17 protein-coding genes are annotated in these 22,941 nt (G+C 68.6%); 6 read left to right on the top strand and 11 right to left on the bottom strand.

What is annotated here, in order from left to right; genetic code table 11:
• Positions 1–10 precede the first annotated feature (10 nt).
• On the bottom strand, positions 11–2,272 hold the full coding sequence (locus ACP7AU_RS02290) for an ATP-binding protein (protein ID WP_426050403.1): 2,262 nt from the start codon (positions 2,270–2,272) through the stop codon (positions 11–13).
• The gene (gene dusB / locus ACP7AU_RS02285) at positions 2,269–3,339 is read right to left on the bottom strand and encodes a tRNA dihydrouridine synthase DusB (protein ID WP_426050402.1); all 1,071 of its coding nucleotides are present in this window, start codon (positions 3,337–3,339) and stop codon (positions 2,269–2,271) included. Before dusB ends, ACP7AU_RS02290 begins: the two co-directional genes overlap by 4 nt.
• 64 nt (positions 3,340–3,403) lie before the next feature.
• On the opposite strand from dusB, the gene ACP7AU_RS02280 reads away from it, so the two are divergent.
• The gene (locus tag ACP7AU_RS02280) at positions 3,404–4,537 is read left to right on the top strand and encodes a bifunctional 2-C-methyl-D-erythritol 4-phosphate cytidylyltransferase/2-C-methyl-D-erythritol 2,4-cyclodiphosphate synthase (protein ID WP_426050401.1); all 1,134 of its coding nucleotides are present in this window, start codon (positions 3,404–3,406) and stop codon (positions 4,535–4,537) included.
• Positions 4,538–4,551: 14 nt separating this feature from the next.
• Here the strand turns inward: ACP7AU_RS02280 and ACP7AU_RS02275 are convergent, their stop codons facing one another.
• A complete protein-coding gene (locus ACP7AU_RS02275; protein WP_426050400.1) occupies positions 4,552–6,843 on the bottom strand; it encodes a fused MFS/spermidine synthase in 2,292 nt (763 codons plus the stop codon).
• Between the two features lie 87 nt (positions 6,844–6,930).
• Here ACP7AU_RS02275 and ACP7AU_RS02270 point away from each other — a divergent pair, with 87 nt between their 5' ends.
• Together ACP7AU_RS02270 and ACP7AU_RS02265 are read left to right on the top strand one after the other, a co-directional pair.
• Positions 6,931–7,425: a CinA family protein gene (locus ACP7AU_RS02270; RefSeq protein WP_426050399.1), complete on the top strand. Its 495-nt coding sequence runs from the start codon at positions 6,931–6,933 to the stop codon at positions 7,423–7,425.
• Positions 7,422–7,667, top strand: a complete 246-nt coding sequence (locus ACP7AU_RS02265) for a sulfurtransferase TusA family protein (protein WP_426035696.1) — start codon at positions 7,422–7,424, stop codon at positions 7,665–7,667. Before ACP7AU_RS02270 ends, ACP7AU_RS02265 begins: the two co-directional genes overlap by 4 nt.
• Here the strand turns inward: ACP7AU_RS02265 and ACP7AU_RS02260 are convergent.
• Positions 7,633–8,556, bottom strand: coding sequence for a YihY/virulence factor BrkB family protein (locus tag ACP7AU_RS02260; RefSeq protein ID WP_426050398.1), 924 nt, complete (start codon positions 8,554–8,556; stop codon positions 7,633–7,635). The two genes, ACP7AU_RS02265 and ACP7AU_RS02260, sit on opposite strands and share 35 nt — an antisense overlap.
• 190 nt (positions 8,557–8,746) lie before the next feature.
• Here ACP7AU_RS02260 and ACP7AU_RS02255 point away from each other — a divergent pair, with 190 nt between their 5' ends.
• Positions 8,747–10,063 (top strand): diguanylate cyclase domain-containing protein, encoded by a 1,317-nt coding sequence (locus ACP7AU_RS02255; protein ID WP_426050397.1) that lies wholly within the window; start codon positions 8,747–8,749, stop codon positions 10,061–10,063.
• A 209-nt stretch (positions 10,064–10,272) separates the two neighbouring features.
• On the opposite strand, the gene ACP7AU_RS02250 is transcribed toward ACP7AU_RS02255, so the two are convergent.
• The 3 genes from ACP7AU_RS02250 to ACP7AU_RS02240 all read right to left on the bottom strand — a co-directional run bounded on the left by ACP7AU_RS02250 (position 10,273) and on the right by ACP7AU_RS02240 (position 14,715).
• Complete coding sequence (locus tag ACP7AU_RS02250; RefSeq protein WP_426050396.1) at positions 10,273–10,683, bottom strand: hypothetical protein; 411 nt, start codon at positions 10,681–10,683, stop codon at positions 10,273–10,275.
• Between the two features lie 247 nt (positions 10,684–10,930).
• A complete protein-coding gene (gene mfd, locus ACP7AU_RS02245; RefSeq protein ID WP_426050395.1) occupies positions 10,931–14,395 on the bottom strand; it encodes a transcription-repair coupling factor in 3,465 nt (1,154 codons plus the stop codon).
• Positions 14,395–14,715, bottom strand: a complete 321-nt coding sequence (locus ACP7AU_RS02240) for a succinate dehydrogenase assembly factor 2 (RefSeq protein WP_426050394.1) — start codon at positions 14,713–14,715, stop codon at positions 14,395–14,397. The genes mfd and ACP7AU_RS02240 overlap by 1 nt, the downstream gene beginning before the upstream one ends.
• A gap of 98 nt (positions 14,716–14,813) precedes the next feature.
• Here ACP7AU_RS02240 and recG point away from each other — a divergent pair, with 98 nt between their 5' ends.
• Positions 14,814–16,904: an ATP-dependent DNA helicase RecG gene (recG, locus tag ACP7AU_RS02235; protein ID WP_426050393.1), complete on the top strand. Its 2,091-nt coding sequence runs from the start codon at positions 14,814–14,816 to the stop codon at positions 16,902–16,904.
• Here recG and ACP7AU_RS02230 read toward each other — a convergent pair.
• Genes ACP7AU_RS02230 through kdsA form a run of 4 tightly spaced genes read right to left on the bottom strand, consistent with a single transcriptional unit; the run spans position 16,901 to position 21,383 of the window.
• On the bottom strand, positions 16,901–18,007 hold the full coding sequence (locus tag ACP7AU_RS02230) for a DUF3089 domain-containing protein (protein WP_426050392.1): 1,107 nt from the start codon (positions 18,005–18,007) through the stop codon (positions 16,901–16,903). The genes recG and ACP7AU_RS02230 overlap by 4 nt on opposite strands.
• Positions 18,004–18,993 carry an ADP-glyceromanno-heptose 6-epimerase gene (gene rfaD / locus ACP7AU_RS02225; protein WP_426050424.1) on the bottom strand — a complete coding sequence of 330 codons (990 nt, stop codon included), beginning with the start codon at positions 18,991–18,993 and terminating at the stop codon, positions 18,004–18,006. Before rfaD ends, ACP7AU_RS02230 begins: the two co-directional genes overlap by 4 nt.
• Before the next feature lie 8 nt (positions 18,994–19,001).
• Positions 19,002–20,474: a D-glycero-beta-D-manno-heptose 1-phosphate adenylyltransferase gene (gene rfaE2 / locus ACP7AU_RS02220; RefSeq protein WP_426050391.1), complete on the bottom strand. Its 1,473-nt coding sequence runs from the start codon at positions 20,472–20,474 to the stop codon at positions 19,002–19,004.
• Positions 20,475–20,492: 18 nt separating this feature from the next.
• On the bottom strand, positions 20,493–21,383 hold the full coding sequence (gene kdsA / locus ACP7AU_RS02215; protein WP_426035680.1) for a 3-deoxy-8-phosphooctulonate synthase: 891 nt from the start codon (positions 21,381–21,383) through the stop codon (positions 20,493–20,495).
• 93 nt (positions 21,384–21,476) lie between these two features.
• Here kdsA and ACP7AU_RS02210 point away from each other — a divergent pair, with 93 nt between their 5' ends.
• Positions 21,477–22,934, top strand: a complete 1,458-nt coding sequence (locus tag ACP7AU_RS02210; RefSeq protein ID WP_426050390.1) for a cryptochrome/photolyase family protein — start codon at positions 21,477–21,479, stop codon at positions 22,932–22,934.
• Positions 22,935–22,941: the final 7 nt, after the last annotated feature.

Below are 22,941 nucleotides of genomic sequence, written 5' to 3'. Positions count from 1 at the left end.
CGCCTCGCTACTATTCGGCCGCCGGGGCGCCGGCGCCGCGAGGCTCCGTTTCACGCCCGGCCTTGCCGGTGGGGTTGAGGGGGAAGATCAGGCAAATCCTGGCGCCGTGCAGGCTGTCGGCATCTGACAGCTTCAGCTCGCCGCCGTGGTCTTCACAGATGCGCTTGACGATGGCGAGGCCGAGGCCCGTGCCCTTCTCGCGCGTGGTGACATAGGGTTCGGTCAGACGGTCGCGGTCGCGGACGGGCAGACCCTTGCCGTCGTCCTCGACGATGAAGGTGGCGATGCCGTCCTCGATCTCAAGCCGGGCGATGATGGCGACCTGCTCCTCATCGGCAGGCGTGGCGAGGCGACGGGCGGCGACGGCCTCGCCGGCATTCTTCAGGATGTTGGCCAGGGCCTGTCCGACCATGCGGCCGTCCGCCTTCATCTTCGCTCTCGGCAGGGGCTCGACCAGCTCGACCACGAGGTCGGGCGCGGCGACGCGCTGGGCAAAGACGGCTTCCCGCAGCAGTTCGGCCGGGTTCTCATTGGTGAAACGCGGCGCAGGCATGCGGGCGAAGGACGAGAACTCGTCGACCATCCGGCCGATGTCGCCGACCTGGCGGATGATGGTGTCGGTGCAGCGGTCGAAGATTTCGAGGTCTTCGGTGATCGCCGGACGGAATTTACGCTTCAGCCGTTCGGCCGAGAGCTGGATCGGGGTCAGTGGGTTCTTGATCTCGTGGGCGATGCGGCGGGCGACGTCGCGCCAGGCAGCATTGCGCTGGGCCGTCACCAGGCGGGTGATGTCGTCGAAGGTCAGCACCATCTCGCCGCCGACCCCGCCCTCGATGCGGACGCGCAGACGCCGGGTCTCGCCTTCGCGAGCGACGTCGATGTCCTCCTCGATATGGGCCTCGACGCGTTTCACCAGTTCCGCCAGTTCGGGTGCAACGACCCCCAGGGCCTTGCCGCGCACCTCAACTTCCGAGATCGAAAGCAGCTGCAAGGCGCTGTCATTGATGGCGGAAATCCGACCGCGCTTGTCCAGACCGATGACGCCGGCGCTGACGCCGGACAGGACGGTTTCGATGAAACGACTGCGGTCCTGCGCCTCTTCGCTGGCGGTTTTCAGCGCGGCCTGCTGGGCCTCGAGATCGCCGGTCATGCGGTTGAAGGCCTGGGACAGGGTGGCGATCTCGCCGGGCGCGCCGTCGGCCTCGACCCGCGCGCTGAAGTCGCCGGCCGCGACCTGATCTGCCGCCTTCACCAGACGACCGATGGGCCCGGAGATGGCGCTGGCCGCCGACATGCCCAGCCACACGGCGCCGACCAGCACCAGCAGGGCCGTCTCCAGATAGCTGAGGGCGAAGGCGGCCTGGATGCGGGCCCGGCTCTCCTCGGCGACACGATAGGACTCGATGGAGTCGCGGCCATTGCGCATCCGCTCGACGAGGCCGGGGGCCAGGGGACGCACGACATACAGATAGGCATCGCCGTAGTCTGGCAACGGATAGAGGGCGCGGATGGTGTCGGGATGCTCGGTCACGGTCACCGGCACCTCCTCGCCCTCGGCGGCCTTCTCGAACTCCTCGCGCGGCGGGGCGACATAGGCGGGGGCATCGGGCAGGTCGCTCTGGGCCAGGACCTCGCCCTCGCCGTTCAGGATGTAGACGGCCGGGTAGCCGAAGAAATCGGCGATCTGGGTCAGGGCGCTGGAGAACTGGATGCGGTCGTCGAAAGCGCCGCGAACGCCGCCGAGTTCGTTGGCCATGCTGCCCAGGTCGCGTTCAAGACCGCCTCCGACATCCGCAACATAGGCCTTACCGATGAAGGCTCCGTTGTTGACCGCGGAACGGACGTTGTCGCTGAACCACTGGTCCACGCCGCGATTGACCAGAAGGCCGAAGACGAGGGCGATCAGCACCGCCGGCACGACCGCCACCAGCGAGAACAGCGTTACGAAGCGCAGGTGAAGGCGCGCGCCCGGGTCGTCCTGCCGACGCTGGGACAATCTCAGAACCTGGCCGCCGATGATGGCCGCGAGGCCGACGATCAGGACCAGATTGGCCAGCAGGATGAACAGGACTGCGCGGCTGGCCGTCGAGCGTGCGTCATCGCCCGCGCTGGCTCCCGGGGCCACAGCGACCAGCCAGATGGCGGCGCCGGTGATCAGGAAGGCGATGACATAGGCGGCCCCGAAGGCGGCCCGCGCTCGACCGGCCGCGAGACGTCCCCAGAAGGAGGGGTCGCCTTCTGTTGCCGGAAGCGGGGCGGGCGTGTCCGTCATGTCCCGGAAGCTTCAACCACCTGTGGCGAAACTTCAACAGGAGAGTTGCTGAAATACAGCGAGGGTGGAGGCCGGTCCCAAAGGTCAGCGAGGGCTTCGCCAACCAGCGTGGGCTGTTCCAGCCGGCACAGGCGGCTCTTGGCCGTGCGGCGGTCGGCCGGATCGGCGGGATCGGCGGGCCAGGGCGCCTGTTCTACGTACCAGCCGAGGTGTTTGCGGAACATCCGCAGGCCCAGATGTTCGCCGTAGAAGTCGCAGGACGCCAGCATATGCGCGACGACGATATCGAACCGCTCCTGGCGGTCGGGCTCGACGAGGACCGTGCCGTCCCGCAGCGCGCGATCGAGGTGGGCGGCGAGCCAGGGACGGCCGTAGACGCCGCGACCCAGCATCAGGGCGTCGGCGCCGGACTGGTCCAGAGCCTCCCTCGCCTGTTCGGCGGTGATGATGTCGCCGTTGACGATGACCGGGATGGAGACCGCCGCCTTGACCGCCCCGACCGCATCCCAGTCGGCGGCTCCGGTGTAGAACTGCTGGCGAGTGCGGCCGTGGACCGTCACGGCCTTGACGCCGAGGTCTTCGGCGCGCTTCGCCAGCTCGGCGGCGTTCCTGGTGTCGTCGTCCCAGCCGAGGCGCATCTTGACCGTGACCGGTCGCGAGGTCGCCGCCACCGTCGCCGCCATGATCCGGCCCGCCAGGTCGGGCGTGCGCATCAGGGCCGAGCCCGAGGCCGAGCCGGTGACCTCCTTGGCCGGGCAGCCGAAATTCAGGTCGATGATGTCGGCGCCGGCCGCCTCGGCCATGCGCGCACCCTGGGCCATGGCTGAGGGATCGCGGCCGACCAGCTGGATGACCGTGAGCGGCAGGCCGTCGCCCACGGCGGCGCGGCGCACGACGTCCGGGCGGGCGCGGGCCAGTTCGGCGGCGGCCACCATCTCGGTCGCGACATAGGCCGCGCCGAGGCGGCTGGCGAGCAGCCGGAAAGGCAGGTCGGTGATGCCCGTCATGGGCGCCATCAGAACCCGTCCGGGAATGGCGACGTCGCCGATCTGAAACCCTGTGCTCATCCGTCCGTCAACACGCGAAGCCTGGCCCCTCGTCAACCGCCATCGTGGCCCCTAGAAGGCGAGGATGACATTCGCAGCGATCGTGGTGGCGGCCGGCTCGGGCTCCAGGGCTGGAGGTGACAAGCAGTGGCGGCCGCTGGGCGGCAAGCCCGTGGTCCGCTGGTCGCTCGAGGCCTTGCTCCATGCGGGGGCCGAACAGGTCGTCGTGGTGGTCGCGGCGGACGGGTTCGCGCGGGCGGCCGAGGCGCTGGCCGGGCTGAGCAACTGGCGGGCCGTGGCGGGCGGCGCCGAGCGTGCGGACTCCGTGCGCGCGGGGCTCGAAGCCCTGACCGGGGCGCCGGATCGGCCCGTCCTGGTTCACGACGCCGCACGGCCCCTTCTGTCCGCCGAGGTGATCCGGCGGCTGCTCGAGTCCCTGCCGGGTGCGGATGGAGCCATCGCCGCCCTCCCCGTCTCCGACACCCTCAAGCGCGGCTCCGATCGCATCGAGGCGACTGTCGATCGCGGCGGCCTGTGGCGGGCCCAGACGCCGCAGGCGTTTCGCGCCGACCGTCTGCGGGCCGCCTATGCCGCCTGGCCCGAGGGTGCGGCGGCCACCGACGATGCGGCCGTGGTCGAGCACGACGGGGGAACCGTTCGTCTGGTCCAGGGCGATCCGCGCCTGATGAAACTGACCTATCCCGAGGATTTCGCCATGGCCGAAGCGCTGATCGCCCGACAGACCCGCGTCGGCCAGGGGTTCGATGCCCACCGCTGGGGGCCGGGCGACAGTGTGTGGCTGTGCGGGGTCGAGATCGCACATGACCAGACCCTGATCGGCCATTCCGACGCCGACGCCGGACTGCACGCCCTGACCGATGCGGTGCTGGGCGCCATGGGCGACGGCGACATCGGCGACCACTTCCCGCCAACCGACCCGAAGTGGAAGGGCGCGGCCTCGGACCAGTTTCTGATCCATGCGGTCGAGCGGCTGGCGGCGCGCGGCGGGCGGCTGGTGAACGTCGACGTCACCCTGATCTGCGAGCGACCCAAGGTGAAGCAGCACCGTCAGGCCATGCGCGAACGGCTCTCCGCGATCCTGAATCTGCCGCTCGACGCCGTCAGCGTGAAGGCAACGACGATGGAGAAGATGGGGTTCACCGGACGCGAGGAAGGCCTCGCCGCCTCGGCTATCGCGACGATCGAATTGCCCGCCTGATCAAACGGCTGACGTCACCGCCGGAAGTGACGCCACAACGAGCCGAACAGGTTCACATAGTCGTCGGTCCATGGTCGAACGTCGGTCTCGGCCAGGGTTCGCCACTGGGCCTGGTCACGGAACTCCGCCAGGCCCTCTTCCGTCGGCGACAGGATCAGGGCTTCGGTGGAGGCCTCGGCCATGTCCGGCGCGAGGGGCGATTCCTGATAGAGCTGATGCAGGTTCGCCGCGCCCAGGGCTTGCGCCGCCGCCGCGGCCGGCAGGGTGATGTCGAGGTTGCGATTCGACAGGTGCAGGATGACCACGCCGTCCGGCTTCAGCAGCTTCAGATAGCCCTCGATCGCCTCGACCGTCAGCAGATGGGTCGGCACCGAGTCCGACGAGAAGGCGTCGATCAGCAAGAGGTCGTAGGTGCCGGCCGTCTCGCGCGCCATGGTCAGCCGGGCGTCGCCGAGCACCGTCTCGATCGGGCCGTCGGCGCAGCCGGAGATGAAGCTGAACCACTGCGGATCGCGCGACAGCCGATCGACCATCGGATCGATCTCGAAGAATTTCATCTCGTCGGCCGCGCGCTTGTAGCCGGCCATGGCGCCGGACCCCTGCCCGACCACGCCGATCTTCAGGGCTGGACGGCGCAGCTGCAGCATCTGGGTCGTCTGACCGATCGGGCTGGCCGGGGCGTAGTAGAGGGTCGGCATGCAGGCGAAGGCCGGATTGCGGGGCTGGGCGCCGTGCAGGGTCGTGCCGTGCATCAGGATGTTGACCTGACCGCCGAGGCGCGGGTCCTCGGTGACGCCGATCTTCATCACGCCGAAGAAGCTGCGGTCGGTGAAGGCTGCCTCATAGCCGCGCGCGATATAGGCGGTCGACAGGGCGATGCCGGCGGCGATGATGACGAAGGCCGGGGTGCGATCGCGCAGGATGAAGCCGGCCAGGATCGGCGCCAGCATGATGAACTGTGTCAGGCCCGGCATATTGTCCGAGACGTTGTTGTTGAGCCACCAGCCGAAGCCCCAGTCCGCCTGGGCCGCCGCCGACAGCAGCGGCGGCAGGCCGGTGGCCAGGACCGCGCCGACGAACAGATAGACCTCCCAGTTCCGGATCGGCGCCTTGTTCAGCGGCCGGGCCAGACCGGCCAGGACGAGGACCAGCGGGTATTCCCACACGCCGTTGAACAGCACCGGCGCCAGAAGGGCCGTAAAGGCGCCGCCGACGACCCCGCCCAGCGACATCAGCAGATAGAATTCGGTCAGCCGGTCCGGCGGAGGACGCCGCGCGGCCAGCCTTTGGTGACACATCAGGGCCAGCAGGAAGAAGGCCCCCAGATGCAGGCCGAACATCAGGATCCAGTCGCCGGTCCTGAAGGCTGTGAACGCGATACAGGCGAGGCTGACGGCCGCCGCAACGACCAGGGTGATCGGCAGCGGGATCCAGGGCCTGTCCTGGAAGGCGATGACGAAGGTCAGCAGATAGAGGGCCAGCGGGATGACCCACAGGAAGGGCGCCGAGGCGACGTCGGTGGCCAGGTGGGCGGTGACGCCGAGCATCAGGCTGGACGGCGCGGCGGCCAGAAGGACGAGGATGATCTTCTCGCGCCATGGGATCGGCGCGCTGGTCTCCAGGCTGGCGACCGGCGCCCCGCCGATCTGCCCCCGTCGCCAGGCCACGACGGCAAGCGCCACGACCATCAGCATGAAGGCGGCATAGCCTCCGCTCCAGCTTACGCGCTGGCCTGACAGGGTCATGAGCGGTTCGAGGATGAGCGGATAGGCCAGCAGGGCCAGGAAGCTGCCGAGGTTGGACGCCGCATAGAGGACATAGGGGTTCTTGCCATCGGCGTGACCGACGCGAACCCGGGCGTACCAGGCCTGCAGCAGGGGCGCCGTCGCCGACAGGACGGCGAAGGGGGCGCCGACCGACAGGGCCAGGGTCGCCAGAAGCCAGCCGATCGGGGCGCTCGGGTCGGGGTCGCCCAGCACTCCGTTGATCTTCAGCGGCAGGAACAGGGCCGCCAGCAGCAGCAGGACCAGATGGGTCGCCATCTGGGCCCGCATCGAGGTCAGGCGTTGCAGCAGGTGGGCGTAGCCGTAGCCGGCCAGAAGCGCTGTCTGGAAGAAGACCATGGCCGTGTTCCAGACCGATGGAGAGCCGCCGAGCATCGGCAGGACCAGTTTGGTCACCATGGGCTGGACGACGAAGACCAGGGCCGCCGAGGTGAAGATGGCCACGGCGAACAGGATCGGCGTCACGCGATCGCCGCCCTCCGTCGAAGGCGCGGCGTCGTCCGGCAGGGCTGCGTCGGTCATGAGGTCCCCGGTCTTGCGCACGTGCTATCGACAGACGCACGCACCGGGGTCAGCCTAGACTGACTCGCGCACGGATCGGAAAGACCCATGTTCCCGAACGACATCCAGCGACTGGCGGCCTCGGTGATCGCCGCCGCCTCGGCGCGGGGCTGGACGGTGGCGACGGCCGAGAGCTGCACCGGCGGGCTGGTCGCGGGGGCCCTGACGGCCGTGGCCGGGTCGTCGTCGGTCGTCGACCGGGGCTTCGTGACCTACAGCAACGCGGCCAAGTCGGAGATGCTGGGCGTGCCGGCCGCCCTGATCGTCAAGCACGGCGCGGTATCAGAGCCGGTGGCGCGTGCCATGGCGATGGGGGCCCGGCAGGCCGCGAAGACCGCCCTCGCCGTCTCGATCACCGGCGTTGCAGGCCCGGGGGGCGGCTCGGCCGAAAAGCCGGTCGGGCTGGTTCATTTCGGCTGCGCAACGCCACAGGGACTCGTTCACGACAAGCGACTGTTCGGAGGCATCGGGCGCGAAGAGGTGCGGCTGGAAAGCGTGCGCGTCGCCCTGGGTCTTTTGCTCGCCGCCTGCGAGGCGAGGTGAGCGAAGGCGCGCCCATCGTCGTCGACGCCCGGGGCCATCGCTGCCCTGTGCCGAGCCTGCGTCTGAGGAAGGCGGCCGAAGGGCGGGCGGGAACCCGTCTCGTCCTCCTCGCGACCGATCCGATGGCACGGATCGACGTTCCGTATCTGATGGCGGAACTTGGCGGACGGGTGATGTCGGTCGAGGAGACCGACGGCGTCCTGACGATTACCGTCGAGACGCGCGCCGCTCCGACAGATTGACGACCGAGGGGCTGTCCTCGGGCGCGATATCCGGCGCTCCCCTGGCCCGCGAGGCGATCTCCATCTCGGTGGCGAAGGCGCCGCCGTAGAAGATGGCGTTGACGTTCCACGACAGCCAGATCAGCAGGACCACGACGGCGCCGACCGATCCGTAGGTCGCGCCCAGCTGGGCGATCTGCTCGACATAGATGGCGCAGAGCCAGGACGAGATCATCGAAAGGATGGTCGCCACCGCCCCGCCGGCGATGGACGGGACCCAGGCCACAGGGTCCCGGTGCGACATGGCGTAACGATACAGCAGCGTCAGCCCGAGGCCGAGGCCGGCCGCGGGCAGGAAGCCGTTGAACGGCAGCCCGGCCTGCCCCGTGACCGGCCCGGCATGCTCCAGCAGCCGCGCGGTGACCACGGCGCCCGAAACGATGGTGAACAGGCCGAACGCCACCACGGCGACGATGAAGGCGAGGAAGTTGAACTTGAAGAAGCCGTGCGGCTCCGTCTCGTCATGAATCAGGTTCAGTCCGGCCAGCAAGGCCTTGAATCCACGATGGGCGGCATAGGCGCCGACCACCAGGGCGAAGGCGCTCTGGGTCGAGACGGCGCGGGCCGAAGCGTTCGACAGCCGCTCGACCTCGGCGCGGAATATGGCGCGGGCGGCATGGGGCATGACGTCGGCCAGGGCCGCCGCCTGCTCGCCGACCTGACCGATCGACAGCACGGCCTTGTAGAAGCCGATCAGGATGGCGATTGCCGGGAACACTGCCAGCAGGGCGAAGAACGACACCCCGCCCGTGTACAGCATGACGTCCCGGCCCCAGCTGCGGGCGAACGCCCGCCCTGAGAGCCGCACCCAGAAGCCGGGTGACGCCAATTCTGTAGTCTGTCCGCTCAAGCCGGTTCCCGCCGTAGCCCAAGGGGTGACTCTAGCGGAAAATCCTCGCTTTGGAAGCGGCCGGGCCACCGTCGTTTTCCCCTGCCGCGCGCATCAGCACCGTTGCGCCGAACGGGGCCGCGTCGGTATGGTCCGCCCGCTCCGTGTCCGGAGTCGCGGCCGTCCGGTCGCGCAGGGGGGGTCATCGATTTTGGGTTCGGATCCACGCGTTCTGGTCGTCGCCGAGACGGATGAGCGGATCGGCGCCTTGTGCCGCGGGCTGGACTCGCTGGGCTGGCGCACAATGACGGCCCGGTCGGGCGCCGCCGCAGTGGCTGCCCTGACGGACTTCACGCTGGAGGCGGCGATCCTGGACGCCGGTCACCCGGAGATTGACGCCCTTCCCGAGGCCCTGCGACTCGCGGCCGGCGCCCGGCGGCTGCCCGTCATCGCCCTCGGCCCCATGGCGGCGAGCCTCGCTGCCGGGACGTTTGATCTGACGATGGCCGAACCGCCGCATCCGGCCCAGGCCGCCCTGCGCATCGAACAACTGGTTCGCGCCGCCATCGCCGAGGAGGAGTTCCGCCTGCGTCAGGCGACCTTCGCCCTGCACGGCGCGACCCTGGATCCGGGGGTGCCTGATCCCAGCCCGGTTCGTATCCTGATCGCCGGCGCCCCGGATCACCGGTTCATCGCCCTTTCAAACACGCTGATCGCCGGCGGAGCCGAGGTGGTGGCCGCGCCGACGCCCTACACCGCCTTCGACTATCTGCACGAAAGCGCCTTCGACGCGGCGGTTCTGTGGGGCGCGCCGGACCATGCGCCGGCCCTGTCCATCGCCTCGGGCATGAAGCGGAACACGCGCCTCTATCACATCCCGCTGGCCCTCTATCTGCGGTCGGAAGGCGAGATCAATCTAAGCGAACTGTACAACCGGGGCTTCTCGGAAGTGGCGGCCGCCGGCACGCCGGAGCCCGAGGCCGCCGCGCGCGTCCTCGACCTGGCCCACACCCATCGCCGCCATCTGGCCATCCGCAAGGCTCTGGAAGGCGCGCGTGGCGCAGGCATCATGGATCCGTCTACAGGCCTGTTCACCCGGAACCTGTTCGCCAGCCATCTTGGGCGGGTCGCCGAGGGCGCTTCGGCGCGGCGGCGACCCCTGTCAGTCTGCGTCCTGCGGGTGGCGGACAGCGATAACCTGACCCGTGCGCGCATGGGCGGCTGGCTGGACCGGGCCATGCCCCAGATCGGCGCCATGGTGTCGCGCCTCGTTCGGGTCGAGGACACGGCGGCCCGACTGGCCCCCGAGGTCTTCGCCCTCGCCCTGCCCGCCACCCCCGGACCGGCCGCGCGCCTGGCGGTCGAGCGGATCGCAGCGGTCATCGGCTGCACCGCCTTCGACGCCGGTCCCGACCGGACGCCCTTCGTGGTCGACTTCAGCGTCGGCGTCGCCGAACTGATGCCGGGCGAAGGCGCCGCCGCTGTTCTTGAACGCGCCTCTGCCGACATGCAGACCCAGCTCGCCTGACCGATAGACAGGACCATCCGGACGCGCATAGTCCGGCTCAGCCATCAAGCGGGCCTGTGACTCCATGGAGTTGGACTGCTCTTCACTTGGTCCACCAAATGCATCGGTGAAGGGACCAGAATCCGTCGTGGCTGACCAAGGCGCTGGAGCAACAGGCACGGCCGCAGCACAGCGGTCGGACGGTCGGAGGGCGGCGCTTGAGGCGCAGCTTAGCCTTGGCCGGGGGCTGGTTGGCAGGTGGGCTCATCCGACCCTTGCTGATCCACGCGATAGCCGCCTTCACCATCGCTGACGATGCGCACGGCGCTCCGGGCGTAGTAGGTTCCGCCATTCCGGGCCTGGTCAGAGAAGCATGCCACGACCGCTTCGCCTTCCTGCCGAATGATTGTCAGGCCGATCGTCCAGCTGCGGCGGCCCGCGACCTGCTGCGTGAGGTAGGCCCACCCAGCTTCGTTAGTGGGGCCGGCGAAGCCCCAATCGGCTGGTCGCTCCAGCCCTTCTGCCGCACGCGGTCGAAGGGAGTTTCGGAATGTCGTCATATCCAGCTTCGACAAGATATCGGCAGCTTGGGGATCGCTCATCGAAATGGCGGTTGCGAGGGCGACGGAAACGAGAATCATGGCGCTGTTTCGGGACAAGAGGTGGATGCCACGAAGGAAAGCGGCGGGGGGGGCGTCGAGTCACGAGTGCGTGCGTCGGCAGGTAATTCTACATCGACATCGCCGAGGTCAGGATCGACGAGGGCAGGCTCAGACGATTCAGGACCTTAAAGGGCCTCACACACTACGAAGCCATCTGTGGGGCTTAGGCTGACGAGCCGGAACGCCTCAAATACGGTCTGGCCCACCTCAATTCGGGACTGAACACCTAGGCCCCCGCCACCCGCGCCAGATCGGTCGTGATGCGCTCGGCGACCTTCAACCGATCCTCGGGGGTCGGCCAGTCGCCCTTCACGACGATCTTCTGATCCGGGCGGATCTTCCAGAACGCGTGGTTCTTCTGGATCAGGCCGACCAGCCCCATCGGGTTCGGGACGGAGTTGTCGCGCAGGGTCAGGACGCAGCCCTTGGGCCCGATGTCGATCCGCTCGATACAGGCCGTCTTGCAACTGGCCTTGATGCCGACGATGCGCAGCAACTGTTTGGCTTCATCCGGCAGCGGGCCGAACCGGTCGATGAGTTCGGCGGCCAGGGCCTCACGGGACTCGGTGTTCTCGGCGTCGGACAGGCGGCGATAGAGGCTCAGACGAACGTTGAGGTCCGAGACATAATCCTCTGGAATCAATACAGCCGCGCCGACGTTGATGGCCGGTGACCAGCCGCGATCGACGGGACCGCCCTCGCCGTTCTGGCGCAGCTCGGCGACCGCGTCCTCCAGCATTTGCTGGTACAGTTCGACCCCGACCTCGCGGATATGGCCCGACTGTTCGTCGCCCAGCAGGTTGCCGCCGCCGCGCTGATCGAGGTCGTGGCTGGCCAGTTGGAAACCGGCGCCGAGGTTGTCGAGCGACTGCAACACCTGCAGCCGCCGCTCGGCCGACAGGGTCATCGGCCGCTTCGGATCGACCGTCAGATAGGCGAAGGCGCGGGCCTTGGACCGGCCGATCCGGCCCCGGATCTGGTGCAGTTGGGCGAGGCCGAACATGTCGGCGCGGTGCACGATCAGGGTGTTAGCGGTCGGAATGTCGATGCCGCTCTCCACGATCGTGGTCGAGACCAGCACATCGTAGGAGCCGTCGTAGAAGGCGCTCATCACGTCTTCGAGCTGGGTCGGGCTCATCTGGCCGTGACCGACGACGAACTTGATCTCCGGCACCTGGATGCGGAGGAACTCCTCGATGTCGGGCAGGTCGGACAGGCGCGGGCAGACGTAGAAGGCCTGACCGCCGCGGTATTTCTCGCGCAGCAGGGCCTCGCGCACCATGACCGGATCCCAGGGCGCGACATAGGTCCGCACGGCCAGGCGGTCGACCGGAGGTGTGGCGATGATCGACATCTCGCGGATGCCGGACAGGGCCATCTGCAGGGTGCGCGGGATCGGGGTGGCGGTCAGGGTCAGCAGATGGACGTCGGCGCGGAGGCTCTTGAGCTTCTCCTTGTGCTTGACGCCGAAATGCTGCTCCTCGTCGACGATGACCAGGCCCAGGTCCTTGAACCCGACCTGTTCGGCGAGGACGGCGTGGGTGCCGACGACGATCTCGAACTGACCATCCCTGAGCCCGGCTCGGGTTTCAGCCGCATCCTTGGCCGTGACCATGCGCGACAGATGCCGGACCTTGATCGGCCAGCCGGCGAACCGCTCCGAGAAGGTCCTGAAGTGCTGGCGGGCCAGAAGCGTCGTCGGACAGACGATGGCGACCTGTTGCCCGCTCATGGCCACGACGAAGGCGGCGCGGATGGCCACCTCGGTCTTGCCGAAGCCGACGTCGCCGCAGATCAGGCGGTCCATCGGCACGCCCTTGCCGAGGTCCTCCAGCACGTCGCCGATCGCGTTGAGCTGGTCGTCGGTCTCTTCATAGGGGAAGCGGGCGCAGAACTCGTCGAACAGACCGGCCGGCGGATTGATCGCCTCCCCCACCCGGAGCGCGCGCTTGGCCGCGAGCGCGATGAGCCCCTCGGCCATGTCGCGCAGCCGGGCCTTGGCCTTGGCCTTGCGACCCTGCCAGGCGGCGCCGCCGAGCCGGTCGAGCTGGACACCATCGGATTCGGATCCGTACCGGGTCAGAAGATCAATATTTTCAACCGGCAGATAGAGTTTGCTATCACCGGCATAGAGGAGCTCGAGGCAGTCGTGCGGCGCCTCCTGGATCTCGAGTGTCTTGAGACCCTCGTAGCGGCCGATGCCGTGGTCGAGGTGAACGACGAGGTCGCCCGTCGTCAGGGCCGAGGCCTCGGCGAGGAAGTTCGACGCCCGGCGTTTCCGCTTCGGGCGGGCCAGCCGGTCGCCGAGGATGTCGGTCTCGGAGATGACGGCGAGGGCGCCGGTCATGAAGCCATGCTCTACCGGCAGGATGGCGCGCAGATAGAGGTCCTTCGACGCGGTCTGCACATCGGCCCAGTCGCGCACGGCAACGACATGCTCCAGCCCGTGATCGGCAAGCATGACGCCGAGGCGATCGGACGAGCCCTCGCTCCAGGAGGCGAACAGGACGCGCTTGCCGTCGGCTTTCAGCCTGGCCGCATGGTCGGCGACGGCCTCGAACAGGTTGACGCTGTCCTGGGCCCGCTCGGCGGCGAAGGTCCGACCCAGACGGCCGCCGGCGTCCTCGGCCGCGGTGTCGAATGGCGACAGACGGCGGACATTTCGCCCGGCCAGCGCCGAGTTCCAGTCCTCCTCCGGCATATAGAGGCGGTTCGGCGGCAGGGCGCGGTTGGCGCCGCCGCCCCCCTTTCCAGACTGGGCCTTCGACGCCTCCTGGCGTGCCTCATAAGCGTCGCGGGTCAGGTTCCAGCGGTCTGTACGGGCGGCGTCGGCCTGGTGGTCGAGGAAGATCGAGGCGCGATCCGGAAGGTAGTCGAACAGGGTCTCGAGGCGGTCGTAGAGCAGCGGCATCCAGTGCTCCATGCCCTGACGCCGGGCGCCCTCGCTGATGGTCGCATAGAGCGGATCGTCGCCGGGCGCGCCGAACAGGTTCAGATAGCCGGTGCGGAACCGGCTGATGGTCCCGGCGTCCAGCAGGGCCTCGGACACGGGAGACAGGGCCACCTCGGTGCGCTGGCCGGTCGAGCGCTGGGTCGCAGGATCGAAGGTGCGGATCGATTCCAGTTCGGAGCCGAACATGTCGAGCCGCACCGGCTCCTCGAAGCCCGGCGGAAAGACATCGATGACTCCGCCGCGCACGGCGTATTCGCCGCGCTCGTTGACGGTCGAGGCACGCATGTAGCCGTTGGTGGTGAAATAGATCTCGAGCGCCTTGATATCGAGCTCCCGCCCGACGACGGCCAGGAACCCAGCGGCGCAGGTGACCTCGCGCGGCGGCGTGCGCTGCAGGGCGGCGGCCACGGTCGTGACGACCAGCAGAGGCCGGGTCTCGTCGGCGGCGCGCCCGGCCAGTCGGGTCAGGGCGGCCATGCGTTCGGCCGAGATGCCCGAGGTCGGGCTCAACCGGTCGTAGGGCAGGCAGTCCCAGGCCGGAAACTCGACGATCTCGACGTCCCCGGCGAAGAAGTTGAACGCCTGCACGAAGGCGCCGGAGCGCGAGAAGTCGCGGGCCACGAAGACGCCGACGCCGCCGGAGGCCTTCAACCGTTCGGCGACGACGAGAGCGTCCAGCCCTTCCGGCGCGCCGCCCAGTTCCTGATCGGTCCGCCGATCCATCCTGGCGCCGTCCATCAGCCCGCCCCATCGGCGACGGCCGCGGCGACGTGGGCGCGCATGAAGACGCGCAGCTTCATCATTAGCGGCGTGTCGTGCTCGGCCGGCGTCGGCCGGGTCTCGATGATCCAGGCGTAGAGGTCGTGATCGTTGTCCTCGGCCAGCAGGGTCTCCAGCGCGTCGAGCTCGGCGTCGCTCAGGCTCGCACCCTCGCGCTCCATGAAGGGGCCGAGCACCAGGTCCGCCTCGCGGAAGCCCCGCCGCCACGCCCTGAAGGTGATCCGGCCCAGCCGCTGCTGGCGGAGGTCGGTGTCGGCACGCACATCGTTATCGGCCACAAGAATCCTTGCCCGGTCCAGTCATTCAACAGTGGTTTCCAGATAGCGCTCCCCATCCCGTTTCGCCAGCGCGGCCGCACCGTCTAATGTCATCGGCGATGCGGCCCCAGATTCTCTTTCCCCTGTTCGCGGAGGTCACCATCCTGAAGGGGGTGGGGACCAAGGTCGCTCCCCTGATCCAGAAGCTGGCCGGGCCGCTGGTGCGCGACGTTCTGTTCCTGGCGCCGGTCGGGGTCATCACGCGCCGCAGGACCCAGGCCGCGGATGCGGTGGAGGGCGAGGTCGGAATCTTCGACGTCGTCGTGGACCGGATGATCGCGCCGGCTCGCCCGGGCGTGCCGCTCAAGGTCCGGGCCAGCGACGAGACCGGCTTCGTTCACCTGATCTGGTTCGGCGGCAGTCCGCAGCACATCGACCGTCAGCTGCCGCAGGGCGAGCGACGGCTGGTCTCCGGTAAGGTCGAGCGGTTCAATGGCGAGGTCCAGATCGTCCATCCCGACTGGATCGTGCCCCTGGACAGGAGCGAGGAGATTCCGGCCGTAGAGCCCGTCTATCCGGCCACGGCCGGGCTGACGTCGCGGGTGGTGCGGAAGCTGGCGCTCGGCGCGCTGGGTTCCGCGCCGGAGTTGCAGGAGTGGCAGGATCCCGCCTGGCTGGCGAAACAGCGGTGGCCGGGCTGGCACGCGGCGATCGAGGCCCTGCATACGCCGGCGGGCGAGGCCGATCTGTCGCCGGATGCCGCGCCGCGCCAGCGACTGGCCTATGACGAACTGTTCGCCCATCAACTGGCGTTGGCGCGACGGAAGCGCGCGCGCCAAATAACGCCCGCGCCCATCATCGCGCCCGGAGCCGTGTCGCAGGCCTTGCTGACCGCCCTGCCCTTCACCCTGACCCATGCCCAGGCCAGGGCCGTGGCCGAGATCCGCCGCGACCTCGCCTCGGGCGAGCAGATGGGCCGGTTGCTGCAGGGCGACGTGGGCTCCGGCAAGACGGCGGTCGCGGCCCTGGCTCTGGCCGACGCGGCTGGTTCGGGTTTCCAGGCGGCCCTGATGGCGCCCACCGAGATCCTCGCCCGCCAGCATTTCCAGCGGCTGGCTCCGATGCTGGAGGCGGCCGGGGCGCCGACGATCCTGCTGACCGGCCGCGACACGCCGGCGGAACGGCGCGAACGGCTGGCGGCCCTGGCGTCAGGCGAGGCCAGGGTGGCCATCGGCACTCACGCCCTGTTCCAGGACGCCGTCCGCTTTGACCGACTGGCCCTAGCGGTCATCGATGAGCAGCATCGGTTCGGGGTCAATGAACGCAGCCGACTGCAGGCCAAGGGCGATCCGCGCGTCGGCGGCGTCCACCTGCTGACCATGTCGGCGACGCCGATTCCACGCACGCTGGAACTGACCCAGTACGGCGAACTGGAGGTCAGCCGGTTGATGGAGAAACCGCCGGGGCGAACGCCGATCTCCACCGCGGTCCTGCCGCTCGCACGGATCGGCGAGGTGGCGCAGCGGCTCAAAGCGGCGGTCGAGAGCGGAGCCCAGGCCTACTGGATCTGTCCGCTGGTGGCGGAATCCGAGGTCAGCGATCTGGCCGCCGCCGAGGAACGGGCGCGCGACCTGCGGCGGATCCTGAATATCGAGGTCGGCCTGGCCCATGGGCAGATGCCGGGCGCCGAGCGGGAGGCGGTCATGGCCGATTTCTCCGACGGGCGGCTGTCGGTGCTGGTCGCCACCACGGTGGTGGAGGTGGGTGTCGACGTGCCGAACGCCACCATCATGGTCATCGAACACGCCGATCGATTCGGCCTGGCCCAAATGCATCAGTTGCGCGGGCGGGTCGGACGCGGGGCGAAATCGAGCGCCTGCATCCTGCTTTACGGCGGTCAGGATGGGGGCCTGGGGGATACGGCGCGAGAGCGGCTAGAGACCCTGAGGCGCAGCGAGGACGGGTTCGAGATCGCGGAAGAGGATTTCCGTCTGCGCGGCGGCGGCGATCCGCTGGGCCTCAGGCAGAGCGGCTTCCCGGCCTATCGATTTGCTGATCCGATCCGGCACCGGTCCCTGCTGCTGGCGGCGGCGGACGATGCCCGCCTGGTGCTGGGCCGCGATCCAGACCTGACGGGTCCGCGTGGCGAGGCGATCCAGGTGCTGGAGGCGCTGTTTGACTGGAAGACAGAGCGGGGCGGGCTGGACTAAGGCGCGTCCGACGCTTCCCAGACGTTCAGGCGGCGCTCAACGTCCGCTTCAATATCGGCATAGAACAGATTGTAGGGCCGTGCTTTTCTTCGATCCGCCCAGTTGCCGATCTCGCGGAAGGATTCCGTGGTCAGCTCGGTGTGGCGCAGGATGCCGTCGACGCACCGGGTCGCTACGGCGCGGTCGATGAAGGCCGGTCGCACGCCCCATTCCAGCCCCGTCGCATTGGCCGCGCCGTGATGGAGGCGCGCGGGCACGGCGGCGTCGCTGCGGGCTCCGCTGACCGGATTGACACAGAGGGCTGCTCGGCCGCCGAGATCGACCAGTCGTCCGGCCTGGTCCCAGACCAGAGCGCGGCGCAGACGACGCCAGGCGGCGCCGTCATTCTCGTCTCCGACCTGTGACCAGCCGACGACGCAGCCGATACTGGTGGCCGTGACGCAGGCGGGCACGGCGGGCGACAGCGAGTCTTCGGCCACGATCACATCGACCAGATAGACGGCGACGATCCGGCGGCGAAGCGCAGCGTCCCCGGCCACACGTTCCCGCACCAGCCGGTCGATCAACTCACCCCCCTGCTCCACTCCGGCCAGCACCAGCGGTCCGGTTGGATGGGCGGTCAGCCAGACTTCGAGGGCGGCAAGGGCATCACCATAGGCGAAGGCGCGGGCGTCACGAGCGTCATCCCTCAGCGTCAACCGGGTGTAGAGCGACGCCTGGCGATAGCGTGGCAGGCTGATGGCGCCGGCCCGCGCAAACGGACCCGCATAGTTCGGGATCACCACCCGCTCCAGATAGGCGTCGGCCCCGGCGGCGCCGATCGGCCCGTTCCAGTCCTCGCCGCCGTCGAAGGTGGTCGAGTGCAGAAAGAAGATGGCGGCCGGGCCCGAGGTGGGGGCCCGCTCATCGCTCATGACCCAGGAGGCCGCCGAAGTGTAGTCCGGTGCGGGTGGCGGGTCGTAGGTCTGGAACGGCACCTGGGGGTCCAGACCGGCTTTCAGGATATCCCCGCGCCAGACCGTAACGGCGGTCGCGATCAGGAACACGAGGGCGAACCCGGCCCAGCCCACGCTCTGCGAGAAGGTCAGGCGCGGCAGTTTCACCGATAGGGATCCGGTTGCGACAGGAAGGACTGAACGTAGCGACGGACACCCTCTTCCAGCGGCGTCGACTGGCCGCTGAAGCCGAGGGCGCGGACGCGGTCCATGCGGGCCTCGGTGAAATACTGATACCGGTCGCGGATGACCTCGGGCATGTCGATATAGGTGACGGCGGGCTCCTTGCCGGCGGCCGCGAAGGTGGCATTGGCGAGGTCGAGGAAGGACCGCGCCTGGCCCGATCCGGCGTTGAAGACGCCGCTGACGTCGGGGGTACAGAGAAGCCAGTCGATGATGTCGACCACGTCGTCGACGAAGACGAAGTCCCGCAACTGGCCGCCGTCGGCGTAGTCGGGGTGGTGCGAGCGGAACAGGCTGACGGTCTCGCCGGCCGCGACCTTGGGCCAGATCTGGGCGATGACCGACTTCATCCCGCCCTTGTGACCCTCGTTCGGGCCATAGACATTGAAGAACTTAAGCCCGGCCCACTGACACGGCGCGTGGTCGCGCGAGGCCTCGCGCACAGCGTACTGATCGAACAGTTTCTTTGAATATCCGTAGGCATTTAGCGGCTGAAGCTTCGAGATTGACCCAAGATCATCGGCATCCTCGAACCCGGCCTCGCCGTCGCCATAGGTGGCCGCCGAGGAGGCGTAGATCATCCGCGTGTCGTTCAGGGCGCACCAGTCCCAGATGTCGCGCGACAGGCTGAAGTTGGTGCGCAGGATCAGGTCGGTGTCCTGCTCCGTCGTCGAGGAGATCGCGCCCATGTGGACAATGGCGCTGACCCGTTCGGCGTGACGTTCGAGCTGCACGAACAGCTCCTCCGGCTGCCAAAAGTCGGCGATGGCCGATTTGGCGATATTCCGCCATTTGCCGAGATTGGCGTCCTCCAGCCGGTCGCAGACTACCACGTCCCAGCGGTCCTCTGTGCACAGGCGAGAGACGATGTTGGAGCCAATGAAGCCGGCGCCGCCGGTGACCACGATCATCCGCCGCATCAGCCGGCCTCTCCGAGGGTGCTCTCAGCTATCTTCTCGATCGTCCGGGTGGTGGAATAGCCGTCGGCGAACGCCGCCAGACGCACTTCGCCGCCCCAGCTCTCGACCAGATCGCCGCCGACCACCCCCTCGCGGGTGTAGTCCGCGCCCTTGATCAGGACGTCGGGGCGCAGGCGTTCGATCAGTGACAGCGGGGTCGGATCGTCGAAGGAGGTGACGCGGTCGACACTGGCCAGGCCGCCGATGACCACGGCGCGGCTGTCGAGATCGTTCACGGGACGTCCATCGCCTTTCATGCGGCGCACCGACGCATCGGTGTTCAGGGCCACGACCAGCCGGTCGCACCAGGATCGCGCCTGGGCCAGATAGGCGACGTGGCCGCGGTGCAGGATGTCGAAACAGCCGTTGGTGAAGCCGACCTTCAGTCCCTGACGGCGCCAGGCCTCGACCTCGGCCGTGAGATCGTCGAGCGCCGTGACCTTGGCAAGGGCGGCACCGGCGTGCTGGCTCATCTCGGCCTCGATCAGTTCGCCCGGAGTGACCACGGCTGTGCCGCTCTTGCCGACCACGACGCCGGAGGCCAGGATGGCCAGCTGTACCGCCTGTTCCAGCGAGGCCCCGGCGCCGAGCGCCAGACCCAGGGCCGCCAGACCCGTGTCGCCGGCGCCGGACACATCGAACACCTCGCGCGCGCGACCGGGGAAATGCTGGACTGGCTCGCCGCGCCGCATCAGGCTCATGCCCTTTCCGGCGCGGGTGACGACGATCGCCCTCGCGGTTGTGGCGGCCAGCAGGGCCTCGAGCGCGGCCTCAATCTCGGCATCGGTCTCGACCGGCAGGCCGGTGGCACCGGCCAGTTCTGAGGCGTTGGGCTTAATCAGGTCGACCGCGCCGTAGCGGGCGAAGTCGCGGCCCTTGGGATCGACGATGACTACGGCGCCCGTCTGTTGCGCCTGCCAGAGAGCCGAGCGGATCAGGCGCTCGGTGATGACACCCTTGGCGTAGTCGGACAGGACGATGGCGGAAGCGTTTGAAAACACGTCCTCGCGGGCGAAGGCGCCGACCGCGATTTCTTCCTCGTCCAGCCGCATCAGCTGCTGACCGCTCGAGACGTAGCGGGTCTTGACGATGGTGCCGGCGGCTTCGGTCCGATCGATGAAATCCTCGATCCGGTCTTCGGCGGCGACCAGCCGGGCCAGTTCCTCACCCGCTGCGTCCACGCCCGTGACGCCGCCCAGCCGGGCCAGACCGCCAAGGGCCGCGACATTGCGCGCCACATTGCCGACGCCGCCCGGCATGGACACCGTGCGGCGAGAGCGCAGCACCGGGATCGGAGCTTCTGGGGAAATCCGGCTGACCTCGCCATAGACATAGCGGTCCAGCATCAGGTCGCCGACACAGGCCACCGTCTGATCGCGCGCGCGGTCGAGCAGGCTTTGCAGGGCGCCGAGGTCCAGGGTGCGATCAAACATCGCCTTGGCCTATCGGATTCAGGCCGCCTTCGCCATCCGCGCCTTCGACAGGTCGTCATAGGCCAGCAGCTCGGCGGCCAGGCCCTCGAACTGATCCAGCGGCACCATGTTCGGGCCGTCCGAGGGGGCGTGGTCGGGGTCCTGGTGCGTTTCCATGAAGACGGCGTCGACGCCGACGGCCACGGCGGCGCGGGCCAGGACCGGGACGAACTCGCGCTGGCCGCCCGAAGACGTCCCCTGCCCGCCCGGCTGCTGGACGCTGTGGGTCGCATCGAACACGACGGGGCAGCCGATCTCGCGCAGGATCGGCAGGGCGCGCATGTCGGAGACGAGGGTGTTGTAGCCGAAGCTGGCGCCGCGCTCGCAGGCCATGACGTTCGGATTACCCGCGCCGACGACCTTGGCGATGACGTTCTTCATGTCCCAGGGGGCCAGGAACTGCCCCTTCTTGATATTGATGGCCTTGCCCGTCGCGGCGGCGGCCAGCAGCAGGTCCGTCTGGCGGCTGAGGAAGGCAGGAATCTGCAGCACGTCCACGGCCTGGGCGGCCTCGCGGGCCTGCTCCTCGGAATGGACATCGGTCAGGACCGGCAGGCCTGTGACCTCGCGGATTTCGGCAAAGATCGGCAGGGACTCCTTCAGTCCCAGGCCGCGCGCGGCGCTGGCGGAGGTGCGGTTCGCCTTGTCAAAACTGGTCTTGTAGATGATGCCGACATTCAGACGCTGGCCGATTTCCTTCAGGGCATGAGCCATCTCGAGGGCGTGCTGGCGGCTTTCCAGCTGGCACGGGCCGGCGATGAAGGCGATGCGCGCCCCGCCGCCGATGACGACCGGCGTAGTGATGCCGTGGCCTGACAGGGTGATGACGGAATTGGGAGCGCTCACGGGCGGGCCTTCTCTTTGAGACATTCTGACGGATGGCGCGTTGGCGATGCCACGCCTATGGGGCGGTGAGGTGGCCCCGCGCGCCTTGTTTTTCAACCTACCACGGAGATCCGAGGCGTGACCACTGAAGGCGAGCCCCCCGTCATCCTGTGGTTCCGCCGCGACCTGCGGCTGGCGGACAATCCCGCGCTCGAGCGTGCCCATGCGACCGGCCGGCCCATTGTCCCTGTCTATATCCACGACGAGGGTTCGGCGGTTCGGCGCGAGGGGGCAGCGAGCCTGTGGTGGCTGGACAAGTCCCTGCGCGCCCTGTCTGCAAGGCTGGCGGAACGCGGAGCGACCCTGATCCTGCGCCGGGGCGATTCGGACGCCGAACTGCGTCGGCTGATCACCGAGACGGGCGCGCAAACGGTCTTCATGAACCGTTTGTTCGAGCCCGACGCCTCGCGCCGCGATTCCGATATCGCCCACGACCTGAAGGCCGAGGGCGTCGAATGCCGGGGCTTCAACGGCTCGTTGTTGTGTCGGCCGGGGGCGGTGCTTAACGGGACGGGCGGGCCGTACAAGGTCTTCACGCCGTTTCTGAAGAGCTTGCGCGCGCAGGCGGAGGCGCCGCCACACACGAGGGGACCGACGTCGTTCGGGGCGGTCGCGACGCTGGACAGTGACACGGTTGACGACTGGGGGCTGCACCCCTCCGATCCGGACTGGTCGAAGGGGTTCGACTGGACGCCCGGTGAGGCTGGCGGAATTGAGGCGCTGCGGCGATTCACATCCTCGGCGCTGAAGACCTACAGCGTCGGCCGCGACCGGCCGGCGGAGATCGGCGGCAGTCGCCTGTCGCCGCACCTGCATTGGGGTGAACTCAGCCCGTGGCGGGCGTGGACCGCTGTCGAGGAGGCGGAGCGAGCGGGCCAGGCCCCTGCGGCCGAGGCGGACAAGTTCCTCGCCGAGATCGGCTGGCGCGAGTTCTCCGCCCATCTGCTGCATCATTTCCCGACCCTGCCAGACCGGGCGTTCCGGCCGGAGTATGACGCCCTGCCCTGGCGGAATGACGACACGGGGTTCACGGCCTGGACGCGCGGCCTGACGGGGTACCCGATCGTCGATGCCGGCATGCGCCAGCTGTGGGCGACCGGCTGGATGCACAATCGGGTGCGGATGATTGTGGCCTCCTTCCTGATCAAGGATCTGCTCATCGACTGGCGCCGGGGCGAGGCCTGGTTCTGGGACACTCTGGTCGATGCCGACCTGGGGTCGAATTCGCAGAATTGGCAGTGGGTCGCGGGGTCGGGAGCCGACGCCTCGCCCTATTTCCGCATCTTCAATCCGGTCACCCAGGGGCGGAAGTTTGATGCCGAAGGCCGATACGTCCGGCGCTGGCTCCCCGAACTGGCCCGCGTCCCGAACAAATGGGTGCATGCGCCCTGGACCGCTCCGCCCGAGGTCCTGCGCGATGCCCGGATCCGTCTCGGCCATGACTATCCAAGGCCGGTCGTCCATCACGCCGAGGCCCGCGACAGGGCCCTGGCGGCGTTGAAGGCGATCAGCGGCGGCGCACGGGCCGACGACTGACGGGACG

This window comes from Brevundimonas sp. SL161 (assembly GCF_049896985.1).
Classification (GTDB): domain Bacteria; phylum Pseudomonadota; class Alphaproteobacteria; order Caulobacterales; family Caulobacteraceae; genus Brevundimonas.
The sequence above is the reverse complement of the archived record's forward strand: the minus strand, read 5'-3'. Positions and strand labels throughout refer to the sequence as shown.